The 20,309-nt window shown below is 50.2% G+C and carries 22 protein-coding genes; 18 read left to right on the plus strand and 4 right to left on the minus strand.

Annotated elements, in window-relative coordinates; all coding sequences use genetic code 11:
* The first annotated feature begins 31 nt into the window (after nucleotides 1-31).
* From map to AAF564_10900, 12 genes are all read left to right on the plus strand, one after another.
* Entirely contained in the window at nucleotides 32-844 is an 813-nt protein-coding gene (gene map / locus AAF564_10845) for a type I methionyl aminopeptidase (GenBank protein MEM8486038.1), read from the plus strand.
* A gap of 157 nt (nucleotides 845-1,001) precedes the next feature.
* Nucleotides 1,002-1,118 (plus strand): 50S ribosomal protein L36, encoded by a 117-nt coding sequence (gene rpmJ / locus AAF564_10850; GenBank protein MEM8486039.1) that lies wholly within the window; start codon nucleotides 1,002-1,004, stop codon nucleotides 1,116-1,118.
* A 34-nt stretch (nucleotides 1,119-1,152) separates the two neighbouring features.
* Nucleotides 1,153-1,533: a 30S ribosomal protein S13 gene (gene rpsM / locus AAF564_10855; GenBank protein ID MEM8486040.1), complete on the plus strand. Its 381-nt coding sequence runs from the start codon at nucleotides 1,153-1,155 to the stop codon at nucleotides 1,531-1,533.
* A 32-nt stretch (nucleotides 1,534-1,565) separates the two neighbouring features.
* Nucleotides 1,566-1,964: a 30S ribosomal protein S11 gene (gene rpsK / locus AAF564_10860; GenBank protein ID MEM8486041.1), complete on the plus strand. Its 399-nt coding sequence runs from the start codon at nucleotides 1,566-1,568 to the stop codon at nucleotides 1,962-1,964.
* A 107-nt stretch (nucleotides 1,965-2,071) separates the two neighbouring features.
* Complete coding sequence (gene rpsD / locus AAF564_10865; GenBank protein ID MEM8486042.1) at nucleotides 2,072-2,674, plus strand: 30S ribosomal protein S4; 603 nt, start codon at nucleotides 2,072-2,074, stop codon at nucleotides 2,672-2,674.
* Between the two features lie 100 nt (nucleotides 2,675-2,774).
* Nucleotides 2,775-3,749, plus strand: coding sequence for a DNA-directed RNA polymerase subunit alpha (locus tag AAF564_10870; GenBank protein MEM8486043.1), 975 nt, complete (start codon nucleotides 2,775-2,777; stop codon nucleotides 3,747-3,749).
* A 59-nt stretch (nucleotides 3,750-3,808) separates the two neighbouring features.
* On the plus strand, nucleotides 3,809-4,387 hold the full coding sequence (rplQ, locus tag AAF564_10875; GenBank protein ID MEM8486044.1) for a 50S ribosomal protein L17: 579 nt from the start codon (nucleotides 3,809-3,811) through the stop codon (nucleotides 4,385-4,387).
* A gap of 167 nt (nucleotides 4,388-4,554) precedes the next feature.
* Nucleotides 4,555-6,798: a bifunctional (p)ppGpp synthetase/guanosine-3',5'-bis(diphosphate) 3'-pyrophosphohydrolase gene (locus tag AAF564_10880; GenBank protein ID MEM8486045.1), complete on the plus strand. Its 2,244-nt coding sequence runs from the start codon at nucleotides 4,555-4,557 to the stop codon at nucleotides 6,796-6,798.
* Nucleotides 6,799-7,199: 401 nt separating this feature from the next.
* A complete protein-coding gene (locus AAF564_10885; GenBank protein MEM8486046.1) occupies nucleotides 7,200-7,625 on the plus strand; it encodes an HU family DNA-binding protein in 426 nt (141 codons plus the stop codon).
* A gap of 72 nt (nucleotides 7,626-7,697) precedes the next feature.
* Complete coding sequence (gene ruvX / locus AAF564_10890) at nucleotides 7,698-8,138, plus strand: Holliday junction resolvase RuvX (protein ID MEM8486047.1); 441 nt, start codon at nucleotides 7,698-7,700, stop codon at nucleotides 8,136-8,138.
* Between the two features lie 39 nt (nucleotides 8,139-8,177).
* Nucleotides 8,178-8,738 carry a peptide deformylase gene (gene def / locus AAF564_10895; GenBank protein MEM8486048.1) on the plus strand — a complete coding sequence of 187 codons (561 nt, stop codon included), beginning with the start codon at nucleotides 8,178-8,180 and terminating at the stop codon, nucleotides 8,736-8,738.
* Between the two features lie 203 nt (nucleotides 8,739-8,941).
* A complete protein-coding gene (locus AAF564_10900) occupies nucleotides 8,942-9,991 on the plus strand; it encodes a family 16 glycoside hydrolase (protein ID MEM8486049.1) in 1,050 nt (349 codons plus the stop codon).
* A 64-nt stretch (nucleotides 9,992-10,055) separates the two neighbouring features.
* On the opposite strand, the gene AAF564_10905 is transcribed toward AAF564_10900, so the two are convergent.
* Nucleotides 10,056-10,565, minus strand: a complete 510-nt coding sequence (locus tag AAF564_10905; GenBank protein MEM8486050.1) for a biotin/lipoyl-containing protein — start codon at nucleotides 10,563-10,565, stop codon at nucleotides 10,056-10,058.
* Nucleotides 10,566-10,622: 57 nt separating this feature from the next.
* Here AAF564_10905 and aat point away from each other — a divergent pair, with 57 nt between their 5' ends.
* The 4 genes from aat to ubiE all read left to right on the plus strand — a co-directional run bounded on the left by aat (nucleotide 10,623) and on the right by ubiE (nucleotide 13,980).
* Nucleotides 10,623-11,189, plus strand: a complete 567-nt coding sequence (gene aat / locus AAF564_10910) for a leucyl/phenylalanyl-tRNA--protein transferase (GenBank protein MEM8486051.1) — start codon at nucleotides 10,623-10,625, stop codon at nucleotides 11,187-11,189.
* A gap of 41 nt (nucleotides 11,190-11,230) precedes the next feature.
* A complete protein-coding gene (locus AAF564_10915) occupies nucleotides 11,231-12,160 on the plus strand; it encodes an N-acetylmuramoyl-L-alanine amidase-like domain-containing protein (GenBank protein MEM8486052.1) in 930 nt (309 codons plus the stop codon).
* A 66-nt stretch (nucleotides 12,161-12,226) separates the two neighbouring features.
* On the plus strand, nucleotides 12,227-13,210 hold the full coding sequence (pfkA, locus tag AAF564_10920; protein MEM8486053.1) for a 6-phosphofructokinase: 984 nt from the start codon (nucleotides 12,227-12,229) through the stop codon (nucleotides 13,208-13,210).
* Nucleotides 13,211-13,242: 32 nt separating this feature from the next.
* Nucleotides 13,243-13,980, plus strand: a complete 738-nt coding sequence (gene ubiE, locus AAF564_10925; protein ID MEM8486054.1) for a bifunctional demethylmenaquinone methyltransferase/2-methoxy-6-polyprenyl-1,4-benzoquinol methylase UbiE — start codon at nucleotides 13,243-13,245, stop codon at nucleotides 13,978-13,980.
* A 42-nt stretch (nucleotides 13,981-14,022) separates the two neighbouring features.
* Here ubiE and AAF564_10930 read toward each other — a convergent pair whose 3' ends face one another.
* Genes AAF564_10930 through AAF564_10940 form a run of 3 tightly spaced genes read right to left on the minus strand, consistent with a single transcriptional unit; the run spans nucleotide 14,023 to nucleotide 17,171 of the window.
* Complete coding sequence (locus AAF564_10930; GenBank protein MEM8486055.1) at nucleotides 14,023-14,463, minus strand: ATP-binding protein; 441 nt, start codon at nucleotides 14,461-14,463, stop codon at nucleotides 14,023-14,025.
* Between the two features lie 56 nt (nucleotides 14,464-14,519).
* Nucleotides 14,520-14,882 carry an STAS domain-containing protein gene (locus tag AAF564_10935; protein MEM8486056.1) on the minus strand — a complete coding sequence of 121 codons (363 nt, stop codon included), beginning with the start codon at nucleotides 14,880-14,882 and terminating at the stop codon, nucleotides 14,520-14,522.
* Nucleotides 14,883-14,924: 42 nt separating this feature from the next.
* Nucleotides 14,925-17,171 carry a GAF domain-containing SpoIIE family protein phosphatase gene (locus AAF564_10940; GenBank protein ID MEM8486057.1) on the minus strand — a complete coding sequence of 749 codons (2,247 nt, stop codon included), beginning with the start codon at nucleotides 17,169-17,171 and terminating at the stop codon, nucleotides 14,925-14,927.
* 437 nt (nucleotides 17,172-17,608) lie between these two features.
* Between AAF564_10940 and AAF564_10945 the strand changes: the two genes are divergently transcribed.
* Nucleotides 17,609-19,588 (plus strand): hypothetical protein, encoded by a 1,980-nt coding sequence (locus tag AAF564_10945; GenBank protein MEM8486058.1) that lies wholly within the window; start codon nucleotides 17,609-17,611, stop codon nucleotides 19,586-19,588.
* Nucleotides 19,589-19,677: 89 nt separating this feature from the next.
* Nucleotides 19,678-20,309: 50S ribosomal protein L11 methyltransferase (locus AAF564_10950; GenBank protein ID MEM8486059.1), on the plus strand; the 632-nt coding region annotated here is incomplete at its 3' end.

The following is a 20,309-nucleotide window of genomic DNA, read 5'->3' on the forward strand; positions in this document are numbered from 1 at the left end:
GCTCCTGGCTTTCCTTAGATCTTCAACTGGCATGATTCACCTTAAAAGTCTGCAAGAAGTAGAAAAACTCAGAGAGAGTGCTGACCTTGTAAGTCGTACCCTCGCAGAGATAGCCGGACTTATCAAGCCAGGTGTAAAAACTATTGATCTGGATGCTGTTGCTGAGCAGTACATCCGATCGCACGGTGCTAAGCCCGCGTTCAAAGGATACAAAGTTGGGCGTGCTGTTTTTCCTGGCACGCTTTGCATCTCGATTAATGACGAGGTGGTACACGGCATCCCTGGTGAGTACGCCCTGCAGGAAGGAGATCTAGTCTCTGTTGATTGTGGCGTGTTGCTCAACGGTTATTATGGCGACAGTGCCTATACCTTTGCAGTTGGCGACATTTCTGCTGAAGACATCCAGCTATGCCGTGTCACCTATGAGTCTCTGATGAAAGGGATAGACAAGGCCCGCGTTGGATTCAGAATTGGAGATATCTCCCATGCGGTACAGGCACACTGCGAGTCGTTTGGCTACGGCGTTGTCCGTGATCTGGTAGGCCATGGCATAGGTAAGAGTCTGCATGAAGCCCCGCAGGTGCCAAACTTTGGTCGGCAGGGGAGCGGGCGCAAACTTAAAGATGGGACCTCAATGTGCATTGAGCCAATGATCAATGCAGGTACTTTTGAAGTGTTTACTGCAGAAGACCAGTGGACCATTAAAACATTGGACAACAGCCGATCTGCACACTACGAATTAACCGTGGTTGTGCGTAATGGAGAAGCTGAGGTGTTGAGTACGTTTTCTCATATAGAAAAGGTAATTACACCACCCTACAAACTAGCACTGGCTGAAGAGTAGAGGTAACAGGCTGCCTTTGTGGCACTGGCTGCTGAAAAAAGTAGTGTTGATGAATTGCGATTCCAGGCACAGAACTTTTTGCAGTTGTTTACCGTTTACGCTAGGCTTTGCAAGAAATTGTAAACGCAGTACGTAAATAACTTAACGGATCATCGCGATGAAAGTACAAGCGAGTGTAAAGAAACGGAGCGCTGACGACAAAATTGTACGTCGTAAAGGGCGCGTTTACGTAATCAACAAGAAGAACCCAAAACACAAGCAGCGCCAGGGTTGAGCCCGGCTTGCCTGTTGTAAGTTGACAGAGAATTATGCCACGAATCGCTGGAGTTGACGTCCCAAATAATAAGCGAGGAGAGATTGCACTAACGTCCATTTTTGGCGTTGGTCGTTCCCTGGCCAAGGAAATCCTTGAGAAAGTTGGGATTGACTACAACCTTCACCCAAGTAAATGGACTGAAGAGCAGACGAAGCAAATCCGTCGTCTCATTGAAGATGAGTATCTGGTAGAAGGCCAGCTTCGGACAGAGCGTCAGATGAATATAAAGCGACTGATGGATATCGGTTGCTATCGGGGGCTGCGTCATCGTCGTTCGTTGCCATTGCGCGGACAGCGGACCAAAACCAACGCCCGTACCAGAAAAGGGCGTAAGAAAACGGTTGCCGGTAAGAAGAAGGCGCCGCGTAAGTAATATTTAGTGCCAAGTTTGTAGAAATTGAGATAATGGCTAAAAAGCAAAAAGGCGGTCGGCCGGTTCGTAAAAAGAAGGTTGTTGTAGAGGCGAACGGACAGGCACACATCAAAGCGACATTTAACAATGTATTGGTCACCCTTACCGACCAGTATGGCAACGCGATTTCGTGGGCCAGCTCTGGTAAAATGGGTTTTAAAGGGAGTAGAAAGAATACGCCGTATGCAGCCCAGGTGGCTTCATCTGCTGCTGCTAAAGAAGCGTATGATCTCGGCTTGCGTCGTGTTGAGGTATTTGTGAAAGGACCAGGATCTGGACGTGAGTCTGCGATTCGCGCCCTTTCAACCTCAGGACTTGAAATCGCTACGATTCGCGACGTTACTCCTATTCCACACAATGGCTGCCGGCCTCCTAAAAGACGGCGTGTTTGATCTTTGGATCAGCATACCCTTTCAGGTTTAAGTTTCCGGCTACGTCTGGCAGATGGCCAGGCTGTACGTTTGTATCTATACCCTTAGCAAACGAGAGGTAGATTACTATGGCCCGTTATAGAGGCCCCAAACAGAAAATCGCACGGCGGTTCAAAGAGCCGCTTTTTGGTCCGAGCAAATCGCTCGAAAGAAAACCGTATCCGCCCGGACAACATGGGCGTTCACGACGCGGTAAAGAAAGCGAGTACTCAGTTCAGCTGAAAGAAAAGCAAAAAGCAAAACATACCTACGGTCTTCTCGAACGTCAGTTCAGAAATCTGTTCGAGAAAGCTGCCCGTAAAAGAGGCGTTACCGGGGAAAACTTGCTTCGTTTTCTTGAATCCCGCCTTGACAATACCGTCTTCCGCCTTGGCTTTGCCATGACCCGGAGACAGGCTCGCCAGTTTGTAACGCACTGTCACATCTTGGTTAACGGCCGCGTCGTAAATATTCCTTCTTATCAGCTCAGAACAGGAGATATTGTTGCCATCCGGCCCAAAAGCCGGCGCTCTCCTTCTATTCGTGAAGCTGTACAGCGTAATCGCCGAACTTATCCATGGCTGGAAGTTGATCGGAAGGAAATGCAAGGGAAATTCCTCGAATTCCCGAATCGCGAAGATATCCCAGAGAATATCCGCGAACAGCTAATCGTCGAGCTCTATTCGAAATAGCCACTAACGGAAGGGAATCTCTCCTCCTTTTGCCTAGCAATATTCAGGAGTATTTTTCCGTGGTTGGGTCTTAGAAAAATCAAAGAATCCAGTACTAATTATGAGTACATACACGATCCAGATGCCGGATGGCGTTCAGCCAGAAGAAATTACAGATACACATGGCGTATTTGTTGTTCAGCCATTAGAGCGCGGATATGGCGTAACCATTGGTAACGCTTTGCGGCGTGTGCTGCTCTCTTCCCTGGAAGGGGTTGCAGTAACTGCCATTAAAATTGACGGCGTACAGCACGAATTCTCTACCATTCCTGGTGTGATGGAAGATGCTTCAGACATCATCCTCAACCTGAAAGGTGTGCGCTTTAAGCCAACAGATGTCATGGATAGCAATATCCATCTCGTGCTAAGGGGACCTGGAGAGTGGACAGCAAAAGACATCGGCGATGCTACTAGCGATTACGAAGTGCTGAACCCGGACTTCCACATTGCTCACCTTTCTGAAGGTGCAGAATTGTCTGTTGAACTTCGGATGGGCAGAGGTACAGGCTATGTACCTTCAGATGAGAACAAGCAGTCTGACGATCCTATCGGCGTGATTGCTATTGATTCTATCTTTACGCCAATCAAAAACGTAAAGTATGTAGTCAAGCCTACCCGTGTAGGTCAGAAAATCGACTATGAACGCCTGATTTTCGAAATAACCACCGACGGGTCGGTGTCACCAGAGGAAGCTCTACATCAGGCTGCCCTGATCTTGCGTGATCATGTAGCCATGTTCCTCAAAATTGACGAGCCAACCCAGCCTACGGTAGAAGAGAAAGAGGTTGACGCGGAAGTACAACGTATCCGTGAACTGCTTTCACAGACTGTGGATGAACTCGACTTGTCAGTTCGTGCGCACAACTGCCTGAAAGCAGCCAACATCAAGAACATTGGTGATCTGGTACGCCGCGATGAACCTGAAATGTTGAAATTCCGCAACTTTGGTAGAAAGTCGCTGCAAGAATTGATGCAGGTTCTCGAAGAACGTGGGCTACACTTTGGAATGGACGTAGACAAATACCTCCAGGATTAAATTTGATGTGTGCCGCGGCTACCCCCACGTAGCTGTATATAGCACACCGCGATATAACCATGAGACATCAGAAAAAAGGATTTAAGCTCGGCCGTACGAGTGCGCATCGCAAAGCCACATTGGCTTCAATGTCGCATGCTTTGATTGCACACAAGCGCATTACAACAACGTGGACAAAAGCACGTGCGCTTCGGATGTACATTGAGCCGATTATTACACGCGCTAAAGTTGATAACACGCACAACCGCCGGCAGGTCTTCCGCTTGTTGCAGAACAAACACGCTGTAAAAGAGCTGTTTGACGCAATTGGTCCAGAAGTAGGCGATCGCCCAGGTGGGTATACCCGCGTGATCAAGCTAGGACAGCGTGGTGGTGATGCGGCTGAAATGGCAATCATCGAACTGGTCGACTACAACAACGAGCGTCCGGAAGGCAGCAAGTCTGGCCCAAGCAAACGCAAAACGCGCCGTTGCCGTCGTGGCAGCAGTGCCAAAGCAGCCGCTACAACAACTGCCGCCGCCGCTGAAGAAGCTGTAGAGGATGCCGTTGAAGAAACCACAGCCGCTGTTGAAGAGGCTGCAGAAGCTGTTGCTGATGAAGCAACAGAGGCTGCTGAAGATGCCACTGACGCTGCTTAAGAAGACAAAAAATAAAGGCTAGCAGGCTGAGCTAAATTTTATTTTTTCACGAATAGTAAAAAAACGCTACCGAAAGTCTTTCGGTAGCGTTTTTTTATTCTTTCCACGATCCTGGCTGTGACGATTTCTAAATCGGAACTGACCAATCATCTTGAGTTTAATGTAGTATGATTGAAGTCTCCGATATTTTAAAGAATGCGGATATTCATATAGAACCGGAGTATGAGCAGAAAATAGAGGACTTGCTGGCGTTGTGTCGCAAGCATCTCTTGTCTGTCAACGAAGAGCTTATCACGCGCGCTTTCCGATTGAGTTACTGGGCACATCGTAACGATCGCAGAGCATCCGGTGAACTATACATTAACCATCCGCTGGCCGTAGCTGGCATTGTCGCTAAAGATATCAGTTTTGATGATATCAGCGTTGCTGCTGCCCTGTTGCATGACGTTGTTGAGGATACCGAACTCTCTATCGAATTTATAAAACAAGAGTTTGGCGAAACCCTGGCTGTGATTATCGATGGCCTCACTAAAATTGATGGGGTTTTTGCCTCCCGCGAAATGGGCCAGGCAGAGAATGTGCGCAAGTTGATGCTGTCTATGGCATCCGACATTCGCGTCATCCTGGTGAAGTTTGCAGACCGGCTGCATAACATGCGCACGCTGGACTCATTGCCGCGCAAAAAGCAGATCAAAATTGCCAGCGAGACGCTCGACTTGTTTGCACCGCTGGCACATCGCTTTGGGCTTTTTGCGATCAAAGGCGAGTTGGAAGATCTAACGCTCAAGGTGCTCAAGCCTGAGTCGTATTTTGAAATAGCCGCCGGCCTTAGCGATACCAAGCGAGCCCGCAGCAACTATATAAAGTCGTTCATCTCACCACTCAGAGCGCAACTGGAAGACAAAGGCGTTGAGTTTGAGATTTATGGCCGGCCCAAACATATCTACTCCATCCACCGCAAAATGCTGCGGCAAAACAAACCGATCGAGGAGATCTACGATCTCTTTGCAATCCGCATTGTACTCAACAGCACCGGTAAGAAAGGGAAAGAGGATTGCTGGCGAGTCTATTCGATCATCACCGATTTGTACCGTCCTTTGCCAGAGCGCTTCCGTGATTTTATTTCGGTACCCAAGTCCAATGGTTACCAGAGTCTCCACACAACGGTGCTGGGGCCGCAGGGGAGGAGGGTAGAGGTGCAAATCCGTACGGAGGAGATGCACGCCATTGCCGAGCGCGGACTTGCAGCACATTGGAAGTATAAAGAAGGTGTAAGCAACGCAAACGAGCATATCGACCAGTGGCTCTCGTGGGTCCGTGATCTGCTCGAAAACCCGCGCCCGGAACAGGCTACCGAATTTGTACAGGAATTCCGTCTAAACCTGTATGATGAGGAAATCTATGTCTTCTCACCGAAGGGAGACCTGTACAACCTGCCGAATAAAGCAACGCCCGTAGATTTTGCCTATCTCGTGCATACGGAAGTTGGCAATCGGTGTATCGGGGCGAAGGTAAACGGTAAAATGGTCCCGCTCTCGAAGCGTCTGAAAAGCGGTGATCAGGTTGAAATTATTACATCGAAGAAGCAAACGCCGCGCCCCGACTGGGTTAAGTTTGTTGTAACCCACAAAGCCCGTAGCCGGATACGCCACTGGATCAATGAAGAGCGGCGGCACATTACCGAGGTGGGACAAGACATCTGGCGGAAAAAGTCCAAGCGCTCCCGTATACAGGTGCAGGATAGCGATATGCAGCGGTATGCAGCCCGCTTCAAGTTTCCGAGCCCGCAACACATGTTCTACGAAATTGGCGCTGGCCTCTTTGATGTAAAAGAGCTGATTCAGTTTATCCAGAACAAAGGAGAGGAGCCAACGGAGCAGGAGGTAGAAGAGAAAAATCAGCCACTACAGGTGCGCTACGATACCTTTTTGGATAAAGCACAATCGGTTGGCAAGCCAGCGCTTAAAATCGATGGGGAGCTCCACACAGATATCGTTACGCAGTACGCCTCGTGTTGCAATCCTATTCCTGGCGATGAAGTCTTCGGCTTCCTAAGCAAGACAGGAGCCATCAAAATTCATCGCGTGGGATGCAAGAATGCCGCCTATCTGTTGGTGAACCATCATGACCGCATTATGCAGGTGGAATGGAGCCGGCAGAAGGACGTTCAGTTTGTGGCAGCATTGCGCCTTATTGGGGAAGATCGGGTAGGCATTCTAAACGATATTTCAACCGTCATTTCAAAAAATCTGAAGACCAACATTCGGTCGATGACAATCGATTCTGAAGATGGTGTGTTCGAAGGGACCCTCGTGCTGAGCGTCAATGACCTCGCACATTTGCGCCGACTCATGCAGCGGTTACAGCGGATCGACAATATACATGGGGTCTACCGGTTTGAAGAATCGTGAAGGAGTGGTGAAGATATTGTAACGGACACGCTACATCATTTAAACCAACACCTTAGCTGAAACGGCTAGTGCTCCCGTCCCCAAAAAAAGTACGCCAGTTAAGGTCAGCAATTGCCTCATTTATCGGCGCATCTATAACTGTTATTGTAGCAGCGTTGGTAGATATGATATTCGCAGTGAACCGTACGTATTGGCGATTTGCTGCTTCAATAGCCGTTTTGTTATTGGACAAATAGCAGTGTTGATTGCCGGGGTAAAATTGGTTACGTATCCGTTCGGCTAGTCTGGCTATCGACCTTCGGATAAAAGTATAGCGGTTTTTTGCATCTGGAATTCTTTGATCTAAGTGGTTACTTTACAGGCAACTAGATCAAAAACAATTAAGCAAAGACCCCATCATCATGGAGGAGAAAATACATACACTCACCAAAAAAGATGTAGCCCGGCGAGTCTCCGATTTGATGGATGAGCCCATCTACAAAAGTGAACCGTGGGTCAATGCCGTAATCACCGCCATTGGCGAGTTGATGGTAGAGGCAGACCCGGAAGTTCGCATCGAGCTACGCGACTTTGGTGTATTTGAGGTAAAAAAGACCAAAGCAAAACCCAAGGCGAGAAATCCAAAAACCAACGAGACGGTTTTTATTCCTAGCCGGCGAAAAACACACTTCAAACCAAGTAAGCGGTTGAAGAAGATTTTGCAGGTGCCGCTTACCGATCTGGAATATACCATACCACTTGGCAGTGCAGATGCACTTGCAGAGCTGACTTCTGCATTCAAACCTAATGGGAACGGATATCCACAGAATGGAAACGGTCACCACTAATTGCGGTTGTATAGCGCAAGGTTTTCAACTGTTATCTGATTCATGAAAAATCAGCGCTAGGAGTCTGGATTATTGCGTATCATCGGAATTGATTATGGACGAAAACGGGTTGGCCTTGCAATGGCTGATCCGTTTCGTATGTTTGCCCAAACCATCGGCACCTTTACACCAAAGACTGCGCTTGTTGAATTAAAGCGGATTCACGGAGACAGTGGCATTGAGTTGATCGTTATTGGATGGCCGCTTACCCTGGATGATGAAGAGAATAAGGTGACACGGTTTGTCCATGAGTACATCAACCGGATCAACAAATTGCTACGTGGCATACCAGTTGTGAAGTATGATGAACGGTATTCATCACGGCGGGCAAGTGCCGCGTTGGTGGAGGCAGGCATCAGGCGAAAGGCGCGGGGTAAGAAGGGCCGGCTTGACGCAGCAGCAGCAGCCATTATATTGCAGGACTATTTAGACGAGACCAGGTCTAGGGATAGCGAGGAAAACGAAGCTTTTTAAGCACCGCCTCCTGCGTTGACCAGACGGTATGGGATGACCATGATACTACCAATCTATGTATACGGCGCGCCAATTTTGACGCAACGCACCATAGAAGTGACAGAGAATACCCCTGAGCTTCAGCAACTGATCGACGACATGATCGAAACCATGCATGGCGCATCGGGCATTGGCCTTGCTGCGCCGCAAGTGGGGCGGTCTGAGCGGCTGTTTGTGGTAGACCTCTCACCGATGGTTGAAGACGACGAGGATGCGGAAGCTGCACCGGTTGTTTTCATCAACCCCGAGATCTACGAAGAGAGCGAAGAAGACGAAGAGTATGAGGAAGGCTGTCTTTCGATACCTGATATCCGTGAGTATGTGATCAGGCCTGAAGGCGTTCGCCTCCGGTACATGGATCGCAATTTCAAGAAGCACGATATCGTTGCAGAGGGCATGCTGGCACGCGTGATCCAGCACGAATTTGATCACCTTGATGGGGTGCTTTTTCTCGATCACATCAGCCCCTTCAAACGCCGGCTGCTCAAACGCCGGCTCAAAGAAATGGCCAGAGGCAACATTGAAGCTGACTATCCACTGAAGTTTACCAGTGTAGTTTAGCAGCATTTTGGTACTAACAGCATTTCTCCGAATAACGCGTAACGAACGCTATAACTGACCTGTCTACAGCAAAGGATGCGCTGTTGCCCGCTTGCATCTCTTTTTCGCGTGTAAAAAGCCTTTCTTCTAAGTTGTGTTTTCTTAACTTTGTGGTCAGCGCATAGTCGCTATACTTCCACCATTGACCATAATTTTGAACAACCATGAAGTATTCCACGCAATTTTACGCCGTGCTTTTATGTGTGGCTTTTTTCGGTATGGCACCGGTGCAGTTTGTACAGGCCCAGTGGAGAGTCCATGATCTGGAAAGACCGAAGCCGGAAATTGTTACGCCCCCGGCCCAGGTGCTCCCGGTTCCACCACCACCAGACGCCGTTGTTTTGTTTGATGGGACAGATCTGTCTGGATGGGAAGCAACAGACGGTTCACCTACAAAGTGGGTAATCAAAGATGGCAACATGGAATCTGTTGCCGGCGCGGGTTACATCCAGTCCAAAGCTGCATTTGGAGATATGCACCTGCACGTAGAATGGGCTGCGCCAGTACCCGTGATAGGCAACAGCCAGGGCAGGGGCAATAGCGGCGTTTTTCTGATGAGTTACTACGAGGTTCAGGTACTGGATTCGTATGACAATCCAACGTACGCTGACGGACAGGCCGGCGCAATCTATGGTCAATATCCGCCACTCGTAAACGCTACGCGACCGCCAGGCGAATGGCAGTCGTACGATATTTTCTGGCATCGCCCGCATTTTGGAACCGCTGGCAACGTCATTTCGCCGGCGCGCGTGACCGTGATCCACAACGGCATCATGATTCAGGACAACGTAGAATTATGGGGCCCAACCGAATGGCTGCAATACCGCCCGTATGAGCAACACCCTGATCGCCTGCCGATCCGCTTTCAAGACCACGGCAACCCCGTATTGTATCGCAATGTCTGGGTGCGCGATTTGGAATCTGAAAAACGGACAACAATGCCGCCAAGTATCCAGATGTCTGAAGACATGCTCGACCGGTATGCCGGGAGGTATGCCTTTGGTAACAATGCCTATGTCCTTACCCGTGAAGGAGGTGAGTTGGTTGCGGAGATTGGTGGCCGGGATTTCTATCTCGTCCCGAAATCAATCACATTGTTTGAAATGCGCAATACATCCGGTTCGTTTACCTTTGAACTAGATGATACAGGCATGCCGACCGGTGTACATTGGGAAATGAGTGGAAGCTCAGTTAAAGCAGCAAAAGTCGAGTAGCCCTGGTTCTTTTTACAGGTAGCGGGATTCCGGACGAGGTTCGGGGTCCCGTTTTAGTATGTTGCTATCCTTCAAACTCTAACAGCAGGTCACCTTTGGCTACCGGGTCGCCGGCTTTGACGTGGATGCGGGCAACTGTGCCGTCTGCTGCGGCCTTGATTTCGTTTTCCATTTTCATGGCTTCCAGTACCAGCAGGCCTTTGCCGGCCGCTGCTTCGTCTCCCTCGGCAACAAGAACCTCAAGCACCAGGCCCGGCATTGGGGCGCGGACCTCTTTTTCCATGGCGCTGTTGCTGTCTGCAATGCCATACAGTTCCAGAAGCTGTGCGCGTTCGTCTTGCACGGCAAGGGTGTGTTGAACACCATTTACCGTCATTGTGCAGGTGGCGCCGTCCACCGATTCAAGCAAGACCCGGTAGGGTTTACCATCTATGATAATAGCGTAAGTATGTGCGCTTATCCGGTCAATTTGTAAATCTTTTTGGGATCCATCGACCGCGATCGTGGTGCCATCTATCGATAGGTCGATTTGCCGATCTCCAATCAGGACTTTGTATGTGGCCGGGTGTGCCATGGACGATGTTGTTTAACTGGATTAAGAGCGCTGATGCTTAACAGGCTGACCCCTGAAATGTTGCTGCAAGGCTATCAGATCGGAGTATTTCCGATGGCTGAAGACCGTGATAGCGAAGTTGTTCAATGGTTTGCACCTGACCCACGTGCAATTTTGCCGCTTGATGGATTTCACGTGCCCAAGACGTTAGCAAAACTTGTCCGTCAAAACAAGTTTGAGGTGGTTTCCGATCGTAATTTTGAAGGTGTGATGCGGGCTTGTGCAGCCCGTGAGACAACCTGGATTTCCGATGACATTATCCGTTCATATGTTGCCCTGTATGAAAACGGATATGCACATAGTGTAGAATGTTGGCTGGATGGCCGGCTGGTAGGGGGGCTCTATGGCGTTGCCATTGGCGGGGCCTTTTTTGGTGAATCGATGTTTCATCACGAGCGGGATGCCTCCAAAGTAGCCCTGGTGCATCTTGTACGGTGCCTGAACGCTTGCAACTATACGTTGCTCGATACGCAGTTTACAACCCCCCATCTGGAAAAATTTGGCGTTATTGAAATTCCGCGGATCGAATATGAAGAGAAACTTGACCGCGCATTGGAACAAGAAGTGAAACCGTGGGCTTTGTGACAGGAGCCCAACGAAGCAAAAACCGTTGCATGATCAACAGCATGATGAATAATTCCCCAAACTGCGACAAGCGTTTTCCTACGTTCGTACCTGCAGCCTTTTTTGTTGTCTCGCTCTTCAGTATGGCAGCCTGTCAGCCGTCAGAATCGCAGCCGGTGCAGCAAGCTACCGCATCGGCTGAGGCGTTACCGGGCGACACGACCGCCGTGGCGCAGTTTGACGCACTCATGGCGGAAGCCAGGGCAAAGGCATGGCATACCAGGGATCTGGGGGGCATCATGATGCAAGTTGGGGTGTGGTTTGAAGGCCAGCCGTATGTTGCCGGCTCGCTCGATGAATCGGCCTACGAGCAACTGGTTATTAAGCTCGATGGGTTTGATTGTGTGACCTTTGTCGAATCTGTGCTTGCCCTCTCTCGAACCATCAAATCTCAAGCTTACAACTATGCCGGTTTTGTTGACCACATGCAGGCCCAGCGCTACCGGGATGGCAAGCTGGATGGCTATTGCAGCCGCCTCCACTATTTCTCTGAATGGATTTTGGACAATGAACGGCGCGGTAGGGTACAGAATATAACAGCTGAAATTGGTGGTGTGCTCCTTGATAAAGAGCTTGATTTTATGAGCGGGCACCGCGATAGCTATGCGCCGCTCAAAGACGACAGCCTGTATGCAGGCATTGTTGCAATGGAAGCAAACTTGAAAGACCTTCAGATGTATCACATCCCGCAAGCAGCTATTGCATCCGCATATCCATCGCTGCTGGGTGGTGATATAGTTGCGCTTGCTACTGATATCGGTGGACTCGATGTCACCCACACAGGGTTGGTTTTTAAACATGAGAACGGGCAAGTCGGCCTGCTTCATGCCTCTACAACGCGCGGTGTAGTGGTTTCGCCAGATCTTCAAGCTTATGTGGAGAACAATAGGCGCCAGATTGGCATTGTGGTAGCTCGACCCCAGGACCTTTAGGATGCCAACCCACTACACCCGCACCACCCTGACGGCATTCTATGATTTGTAACTTGTAATTTTACCATGGACGCAATAAACAGAATTGGCGTTTATACCAGTGGAGGGGATGCTCCGGGCATGAATGCGTGTCTTCGTGCTGTCGTGAGAACTGCGATATCGAATGATTTAGAAGTGGTTGGCATCCGGCGAGGCTATGCTGGCATGATTGAAGGCGACTTCTGCGAAATGGAAGCAAGATCTGTCTCCAACATCCTCCAGATGGGCGGCACAATTTTAAAGAGTGCCCGCTCTGACGAATTTCGCACGAAAGAAGGCCGGGCAATAGCTGCGGACATGCTCCGCAAAGCCAACGTCGAAGCCCTGGTAGGCATTGGTGGGGATGGCTCATTGAAAGGCGCTGCGCTTTTTCACGAAGAGCATGGATTTCCTGTAGTGGGATGCCCGGGTACCATCGATAATGACCTTTTTGGTACAGATGAGACCATTGGTTACGATACAGCGCTAAATACTGCGCTGGAAAATATAGATCGGATACGCGATACGGCAGATGCCCATAACAGGCTTTTTCTGGTAGAGGTCATGGGTCGTGATGCCGGTTTTATTGCGCTGAACTGTGCGGTAGGTGGCGGTGCCGAACTGGTACTGATCCCGGAAACCCTCACTGATATGCAATCCGTTAAGGATCGCATCCACTCCCTGATGTCTGCGCAGGCGCGTTCTTCGATTGCCATTGTGGCTGAAGGGGAAGATTTTGGCGGTGCAACACGCATTGCTGAAGCTTTAAAAGGAGACCCGGTGTTTGATTACATCGACTTGCGTGTATGTATTTTGGGCCACACCCAGCGCGGTGGTTCGCCAAACGCTCGAGATCGGGTATTGGCAAGCCGGCTTGGGTCGCACGCAGTAGATGCTTTGCTTGAAGGACATACCAGCGTAATGGTGGGAATCGTGAACCACGAAATCAAACTCACCCCCATGCGCAACGTATGGAGCCGCAAAAAGAACATCGACTACGAATTGCTACGGCTCACCGAACTACTTTCTTAACTCCTGAGACCCATTGAGTGCACGTGCGAGAGATGAAACACTACCCTCCTGTAGGCGAAGCTAAAGGCAAGAAAAAAGAAGTTGCATTGATGTTCGACGCCGTGGCGCCACGGTATGATTTACTGAACAGACTCCTCAGCGGGGGGATTGATCGCAGCTGGCGAAAAGCAGCCGTTAACATGCTTGCCCCACACAAACCCAAGCGCATCCTCGACCTGGCAACGGGTACGGCAGACCTGGCTATCGAAGCCATCAGGTTGAACCCCGAGAAAATTGTTGGGGTGGATATCGCGGAAGAGATGCTCAAAATTGGACGTGAAAAGCTCCGCAAAATCAACCTGGACGACCGGATTACGTTACAGCGCGGCGATGCAGAGAAATTACCATTCTCTGATTCTCAGTTCGATGGCGCAATGGTCTCTTTTGGGGTGCGCAACTTCGAAAATTTGCAAAAAGGGCTGAAAGAAATCCGTCGGGTGCTAAAGCCTGGTGGTGCGCTGGTGATTCTTGAATTCAGCCGGCCGCGTGCTTTTCCTATCAAACAGTTCTACGGGATTTACAGCAAGTATATCATGCCCGCGATAGGTAAACTCTTTTCGAAATCCAGCAGTGGGGCTTACAAATATCTACCTGATTCAATTGCTGTATTTCCGGATGGGGATAACTTTCTGGCCGAGCTTGAAGCGGCAGGATATGAAAACAGGGAAGCAAAACGGCTCACGTTTGGCGTGGCTTCGCTTTACAAAGGCGTGGTGCCCGGTAAAAAATAAGTGGAAGGTTCAGGTGCGGTAGGGATAAAGGTGCTGTGTAGCCTAGCGTCCGTTTTTAACGTGGCTGTTGAGATACTTGGTCAGGCGGACTTCATTCACTTTGCCCTGGCTTGAGTATTCTACATGGTCCATGAGCCGGCGCATGATATGCACCCCAAATCCGCCAGCTTGCCGGCGTTTGGCTAACTCAAAAATATCTGGTTCGTTGTATTCTTTAGGGCGGAATGCTACGCCTTTATCTCGAATACAGACGGTAAAGCGGTCGGAATCGACGATGACCTTTATGTTGAGCTCGTGAGAGTCTTCACCGCTGTACGCGTGTTTGATCACGTTGGTACAAGCCTCATCAACGGCCACCTTGAATTGCTCGACGGACTGTGTATTGAAGCCCGCCTCGACAGTGTGCGTTTCAATAAAACGACGCACATCCTCAAGGTAACGTGTCGAACTCGGTATGGTCAGTTTGTACGTTGAACTAGCCACGGGGATCGTGTTGCGTTTGGTTGCAGAAGCAGTATTGAATCGAAAGTATCATTGGACTATTCAGCGGTTTGCTGTGCGTCAAATTTTTCGATGGCTTCCTCTTCTGTATCAACGATGTCGAAGAGCATCGGAAAGCCAAGGAGGTCAAACACGTTGAACACCTTGGGTTGTAATGCGGCGATTTTGATGTCACCACCTTTGGAGCGCAAATCTTCAATGTAGGCCATAAATACACCCAGGCCGGCGCTCGATATATAGTTCAGGTTGGCACCGTTCACCACAATTTGGTAAATGCTGTCATCCTGGCACTTTTTTATAGCTGCTTCCAGCTCAGATGCGGTATGCGCATCCAGTTCTCCTTTGAGATCCAGTACGTTAACTGATTGCAACGATCTAAATCCGACTGAAAAATTACTCATATGCACAGGTCCTCTAGTACGCTTGGGTAAAATTCAAAATGGTCAATCTATTTTCTGCTCAATTTGGGCAGCACTTTTTTTGGCTTTTACGCTGTTTGATTGCGCTGAAGCCAGGTTGATACCGTTCCATTTAAGCACCACAAGGGTCATGTCGTCGTCATACGACTCGATGCCCAGGAAGCCATCCAGGTCACCGAGGATGGCATCATGAATGCCCTCAGCGTCTTCGTGGCGGTGCTGTTTTAAAGATTCCAGGAGCCGGTCATATCCGTATTCTTCGCCTTCTACGTCACGGCTCTCAACAACACCATCCGTGTAAAGCACAAATACGTCACCCGGGTTTAACGAAATACGCTCTTCTTGCAGCGTTTTCTCGAACAACTGCCCGCGGTCCAGGCCGAGTCCCAGGCCGGCCGGGCGCAGGTATCGCGCATTGCCGGCCAGGTCAATCATCGCAACCGGACAATGGCCCGCACGACCCATGGTGAACTCTTCCGTTTTAAGGTTGAGCATCCCGTAAATCGCAGAGATAAATACGTTTTTCTCCAGTGAGTGGGCAAGGGCTGCATTGGCATGCCGCAAAAACTCCGAAGGATTGGGGGCCAGCCGCGAAACAGACTGGAAAATGCCCTGCATTTCTGCCATATAAAAAGCAGCCGAAGCGCCTTTACCAGACACGTCACCGATAACGAGGCAGAGCCGTTCATCATCAAGGGCAAGAAAATCATAATAGTCCCCACCAACACGTTCAGCAGATACGTTGGAGGCCGCAATGGTCAGGCCATCAACCACTGGTACGTGCTGCGGCAGCAGTTTGCGCTGTACTTCGCGTGCAATGTCGAGTTCACTGGCAAGCCGTTCTTTTTCGAGTTGCTCTTCGAAAAGCCGGGCATTGTCCATGGCAATCGCTGCCTGGGCGGCATAAACCTGGATGGCGTCGATGTCATCTTGCTCAAAGCCATGGGTGACATCTTTGGTTACAAACAGGATGCCGAGGGTCTCTTCACGAGCAATGAGAGGCACAGCCAGCATACTGCCAAACCCGTCGCCGGGCCGTACGCTCAGGCGGTGGTCCGCTGCTGCTTCACCCAGGTATATATAGGCGCCCGATGCAGACACATCAGAAAAGAGAGAAACGGTATCAACCAACCGGCTGACGCGTCCGGGAGTCACCTTGTTGGTGGCAACAATTTGAGGCGTAAGAGAGCCTGATTGGGGGTCCGCTACGGCGAGCCAGGAGGCCTGGGCTGAGCCGGCTTCAACGGGAGACGCGGCAATTTGTGCATAAAGACGCTCCGGGTCAGAGGCCTGGTTAATCAGCTCTGTAAGGGAGTGCATCACTGCCCGTTCGTGCTCTTTGCGCTGGAAGTCGCCCGTTGTTGGGAGATGAAAGAGCAGCAAGAGGAGGGACGCTGTGCAATACAATACACCAAAACCAATGCCCAGCATTACAAAGATGTTGAGTCCGTAATTGTAGAACTGAATGTATACAAACAAGTCCTGCAAGAACGGAGAAGGATTTGGCAGCGGGCCGGCGTCTACACTGGTCAGCAAAAATATGAGTAGCAAGGTCGAGAGACTGATACTGATCAGCTTCTCTTTGAAATTCAGATAGACAATCCACGAAGCGCGCAGGGAGTTAACCACCATCAGCCCAAGGGGCGGGATGAGGGCAATGACCTGTAGGATATTGGGGTCCTCGCGCGGTGACTTCATGAAGAAAGTGAGCGAGGCCACAACCATGGCGGCCATCATCAAATACCAGTTACGCTGTGCTGTTTTTGTACGCTTGAAGAGCACCAGATCTTTGATCCGGAAGATCATGTAAAGCGTGAAAATTAGCGCAAAAAGGCTTAAAAAGGTGGATTTGAAAATGGTTGTGACAACGAGTGGGGCGCCTGTGTTGTAATCAAATTCATCAACAGCATCAAAGACATCAATCAGCTCTGCATCGCGCCCAAAAGAAGTGAGCGGGATGGCCGCAGAGATAAAGAGCAGGCCCAGCAGCAGCATTGTCCAGAATACACGCGCCGGCGATGCTGAGCGCGCCTTGTAGCTTTTATGCAAGAGCAGCCACAATGCACCAAATCCAAGAAATACAACCAGGTTATACAGGAAGAAATAGGACCCGCTCACCTGCGTTTCCGAATTCATCGAGATGACCTGAAAGAAGAAACCATACCCGAATGAGATCACCACAAGGGCGAGCAGCACAGCATACCCCAATCTCGAGCCTGGAGAGAAAGCTCGAAATCGCTCAGATATTTGTTCGGGTGATAATACAGACATGCGCTGCGGTCAGGCTGCTGTGTAGCTGCGAACGAAACAACAGGGCAATGCTGACACGCTGTTTCGGGGTTATAAGACCATCAGTAGTACTGTGGCCGTAACAATTTGTTACACTTCCGGCCCAGATGTACCTGACCGGAAGTTACGCATTACCCAAACCTTCTGCATGGTTTTTGCCTGTAGCGTGCTGAAAAAATAGCAGCACCTCGCGGGCTGGCCCCAAACCGCTGATCGAGCTATCTAAAAGACTGTTTTGGCGTACCTTGGCGCCGGATTTGCCAAGATTTTATCCGTTCGCATTTTAACTCATTTATAAGGTAACTTCGGTGGAATTCTCTCGTAGAATCGCCATGGTCCACCAAACATCTCGTTGAGAGGTGTTTTTGTGATGACAGAAAGATGCTGAAAATTGATATTAGACAGGAATTGGGCGCCTTATGAGACAAAATCCTTTTGTTCGCTGGCAACTCTGGGTATTGGGAGGGATAACGCTGCTTCTAATGTTCCGCGTACTTTCCGGTCCACCTCCGCGTAGCGGACTGGTGGTTATGGAGCGTATGCATGCCGAATCGCTTGTACAGAAGGCTTTTGAAGTTGAGCGCGCAATCGAAGTGTCTGTAGAAGGGCAGGGGTCATTCCAGTTTGCTGAGACGGGTGATAAAGACCTCGCTGCCTATGCCTGGATCATTGATGCCGAAACCCGCGAGCCCGTGTGGCAAATGGATCAAAACAACACCGTGCGAAGCAAAGGGTCTCTTGCAACCGTATCTGATGAATTGCGGCTGAAAGCCGGCACCTATCACCTCATTTTTGCTTCTTATGGCAATGTGCTCGACGGCCGGCTCAACCGCGACCAGCGCGAAGAATCTGATTGGGAAGACGATGAACGCGACTGGTATGTAGTGCTCAACCTCGTTGATGGAAAAGAAACAGATGTTCACCACAAACATGTGGATGCCCAGGATGCGCCGGTCTTTAACGGAGAACGTCTCGTGTGGCATTCAGGCCCGGTGAAAAACAAAGCCAAACGCTCTTACCTCTTTGACGTTACTGCCCCAACAACTTTCACTGTACGTGCAACAGGCGAATTCTCCGAGGATGTAAACGATTATGGCTACATCGTAAACGAACTTTCCGGAGAGCGTGTTTGGGAAATGAAGCACGACAATACAATGCCCGCCGGTGGTGTTGCTGAGAATCGGATGGTATCAGCCAAGCTTGATCTCAATCCCGGCGTTTATCGGATTGCGTACAACTCGGATGCTACCCATGCATACGATGGATGGAAAGGCAACCCACCTTACAACCCGGCTGGATGGGGCATCAGCCTGACAACCGACGAGAATAGCCAGCCTGTTTTGGCATTTGACCCGTGGACAACCCGGCAGCCGATGCTTTCGATGTTGTCGAATACCGATGATGCGCTCAAGGTTGCAACATTCCGTGTACATCAAAAGCAGCGATTTGTGTTGTATGGGCTCGGCGAAATGAAGCGCAATGACCGGTATGATTACGGTTGGATCGAGCGCATGCCGGCCAATACCGCTGGCGTTGATGCTTATTTTATTGAAGATGTAGAGGATCGTCATCCTGACAGCGATCGTTCTGTGTGGGAAATGACCTACGAAGCGTCACAACCTGCCGGTGGTGACGATAGCAACAGACGTTCCGTTAGCTTTGTAGACCTCGTGCCTGATCTATATACATTGTACTATCGGACCGATGGTTCACACTCTTTCTCTGAATGGTCCAACGGCGAGCCGGCAGAAAGCGAGCGCTGGGGCGTTGCCATGTTCGACCTCGATGGCATGGGTGATATCGATATTGTAGAACAGCTCGACCTGGCCGCCCATTTTCATGAAGGGGAGCATGAGGAGCGCATCGAAGAAGAGCTTGCGATTCAACTGGAAGGGCTCGAAGAAATTGAGGCGCAGGTAGCAACTGCCGTTGAAGCCGCTGTTGAAGCTGCAGTTAGCGCCGAACTGGCCTATGTAGCTCCTGCTGAACCTGCTGCGCCGTTACCCCCATCTGCATTGTTTTTTGAACCCTCTGACGTATTGATTTCCATGAACAAACTTGGAAACGACGTTGATCGGTACGAAACACTTGAATTGCAGGGATGGGCGCGCTTGCGCGTTGTCGCTGTGGGCGAAATCACCCCGAGTGGCAACCAGTACGATTATGGGTACATCACCAAAGCTAGTACTGGTGAGAAGGTTTGGGAGATGAAACTCGATAATACCGAGGCCGCCGGCGGTGATGAAGCCAACCGTATTTTTGATGGTACCGTTGAGCTTTCTGCCGGCACCTATCGTGTGCACTTCAAAACCGACGCCACACACTCTTTTGGTGGATTCAATACACCGCAGCCGGCGTTACCTGATGCCTGGGGCATCACAATCGCCCGCGATAGATAATGCTTCGGTTTCTCAAGCGCCTCCTGTGTGTTTAGAAACCTTTCCGGCATAGCAGGATATGTCTTCCTTTTGATGCAAAAGGCGATCCTGTGACCAACGAACCCTCCATCGAACTGACCCTCAACCTGTCTCCACACCTGCACGATCTCCTCGTCGCTGAACTGGATGCTGTTGGATTTAACGGATTTGTCCAGGAAGAAACCCGGTTTCAGGCCTACATCCCCCCAAAAAAATGGGTAGCTGATGCCCGAGAAGTTGTTCAGCACTGGCTGCAACTACACGCTCCGGGAACGACCTGGCAAGAACAAGAAATTGTGCCGCAGGACTGGAATAAAGCGTGGGAGGCTTCCATTCAGCCCATCCGTATTGCACCTTTCTATGTTCGCCCAAGCTGGGCGCCAGCGGTTGAAGGCTTTATAGATATTGTGGTTGACCCCAAAATGAGCTTCGGCACGGGCCACCATGAAACTACCCGCTTGCTGCTTAAAATGATGCCAGATCACATCACACCGGGCTGTGATGTGCTGGATGCGGGTACCGGGACAGCCATTCTTGCTATTGCCGCCACCAAGCTTGATGCCGGCAAAGTCTTCGCTTTCGATATCGATCCCTGGGTTAGCGAAAATGTAGCAGAAAATCTGGCGTTAAACGCGGCAACAACAAGTGTGTCGTTCTCCGTTGGAGGGATGGATGTGGTGCCGGATACAACCTATGATGTGAT

This window comes from Bacteroidota bacterium, assembly GCA_039111535.1.
Lineage (GTDB): Bacteria > Bacteroidota > Rhodothermia > Rhodothermales > JAHQVL01 > JBCCIM01.

Excerpts from the sequence above, each read along its gene's own strand:
- map (MEM8486038.1), top strand. The coding sequence starts at position 32 with ATGATTCACCTTAAAAGTCTGCAAGAAGTAGAAAAACTCAGAGAGAGT.
- rpmJ (MEM8486039.1), top strand. The coding sequence starts at position 1,002 with ATGAAAGTACAAGCGAGTGTAAAGAAACGGAGCGCTGACGACAAAATT.
- rpsM (MEM8486040.1), top strand. The coding sequence starts at position 1,153 with ATGCCACGAATCGCTGGAGTTGACGTCCCAAATAATAAGCGAGGAGAG.
- rpsK (MEM8486041.1), top strand. The coding sequence starts at position 1,566 with ATGGCTAAAAAGCAAAAAGGCGGTCGGCCGGTTCGTAAAAAGAAGGTT.
- rpsD (MEM8486042.1), top strand. The coding sequence starts at position 2,072 with ATGGCCCGTTATAGAGGCCCCAAACAGAAAATCGCACGGCGGTTCAAA.
- AAF564_10870 (MEM8486043.1), top strand. The coding sequence starts at position 2,775 with ATGAGTACATACACGATCCAGATGCCGGATGGCGTTCAGCCAGAAGAA.
- rplQ (MEM8486044.1), top strand. The coding sequence starts at position 3,809 with ATGAGACATCAGAAAAAAGGATTTAAGCTCGGCCGTACGAGTGCGCAT.
- AAF564_10880 (MEM8486045.1), top strand. The coding sequence starts at position 4,555 with ATGATTGAAGTCTCCGATATTTTAAAGAATGCGGATATTCATATAGAA.
- AAF564_10885 (MEM8486046.1), top strand. The coding sequence starts at position 7,200 with ATGGAGGAGAAAATACATACACTCACCAAAAAAGATGTAGCCCGGCGA.
- def (MEM8486048.1), top strand. The coding sequence starts at position 8,178 with ATGATACTACCAATCTATGTATACGGCGCGCCAATTTTGACGCAACGC.
- AAF564_10900 (MEM8486049.1), top strand. The coding sequence starts at position 8,942 with ATGAAGTATTCCACGCAATTTTACGCCGTGCTTTTATGTGTGGCTTTT.
- AAF564_10905 (MEM8486050.1), bottom strand. The coding sequence starts at position 10,565 with ATGGCACACCCGGCCACATACAAAGTCCTGATTGGAGATCGGCAAATC.
- aat (MEM8486051.1), top strand. The coding sequence starts at position 10,623 with ATGTTGCTGCAAGGCTATCAGATCGGAGTATTTCCGATGGCTGAAGAC.
- AAF564_10915 (MEM8486052.1), top strand. The coding sequence starts at position 11,231 with ATGATGAATAATTCCCCAAACTGCGACAAGCGTTTTCCTACGTTCGTA.
- pfkA (MEM8486053.1), top strand. The coding sequence starts at position 12,227 with ATGGACGCAATAAACAGAATTGGCGTTTATACCAGTGGAGGGGATGCT.
- ubiE (MEM8486054.1), top strand. The coding sequence starts at position 13,243 with ATGAAACACTACCCTCCTGTAGGCGAAGCTAAAGGCAAGAAAAAAGAA.
- AAF564_10935 (MEM8486056.1), bottom strand. The coding sequence starts at position 14,882 with ATGAGTAATTTTTCAGTCGGATTTAGATCGTTGCAATCAGTTAACGTA.
- AAF564_10940 (MEM8486057.1), bottom strand. The coding sequence starts at position 17,171 with ATGTCTGTATTATCACCCGAACAAATATCTGAGCGATTTCGAGCTTTC.
- AAF564_10945 (MEM8486058.1), top strand. The coding sequence starts at position 17,609 with ATGAGACAAAATCCTTTTGTTCGCTGGCAACTCTGGGTATTGGGAGGG.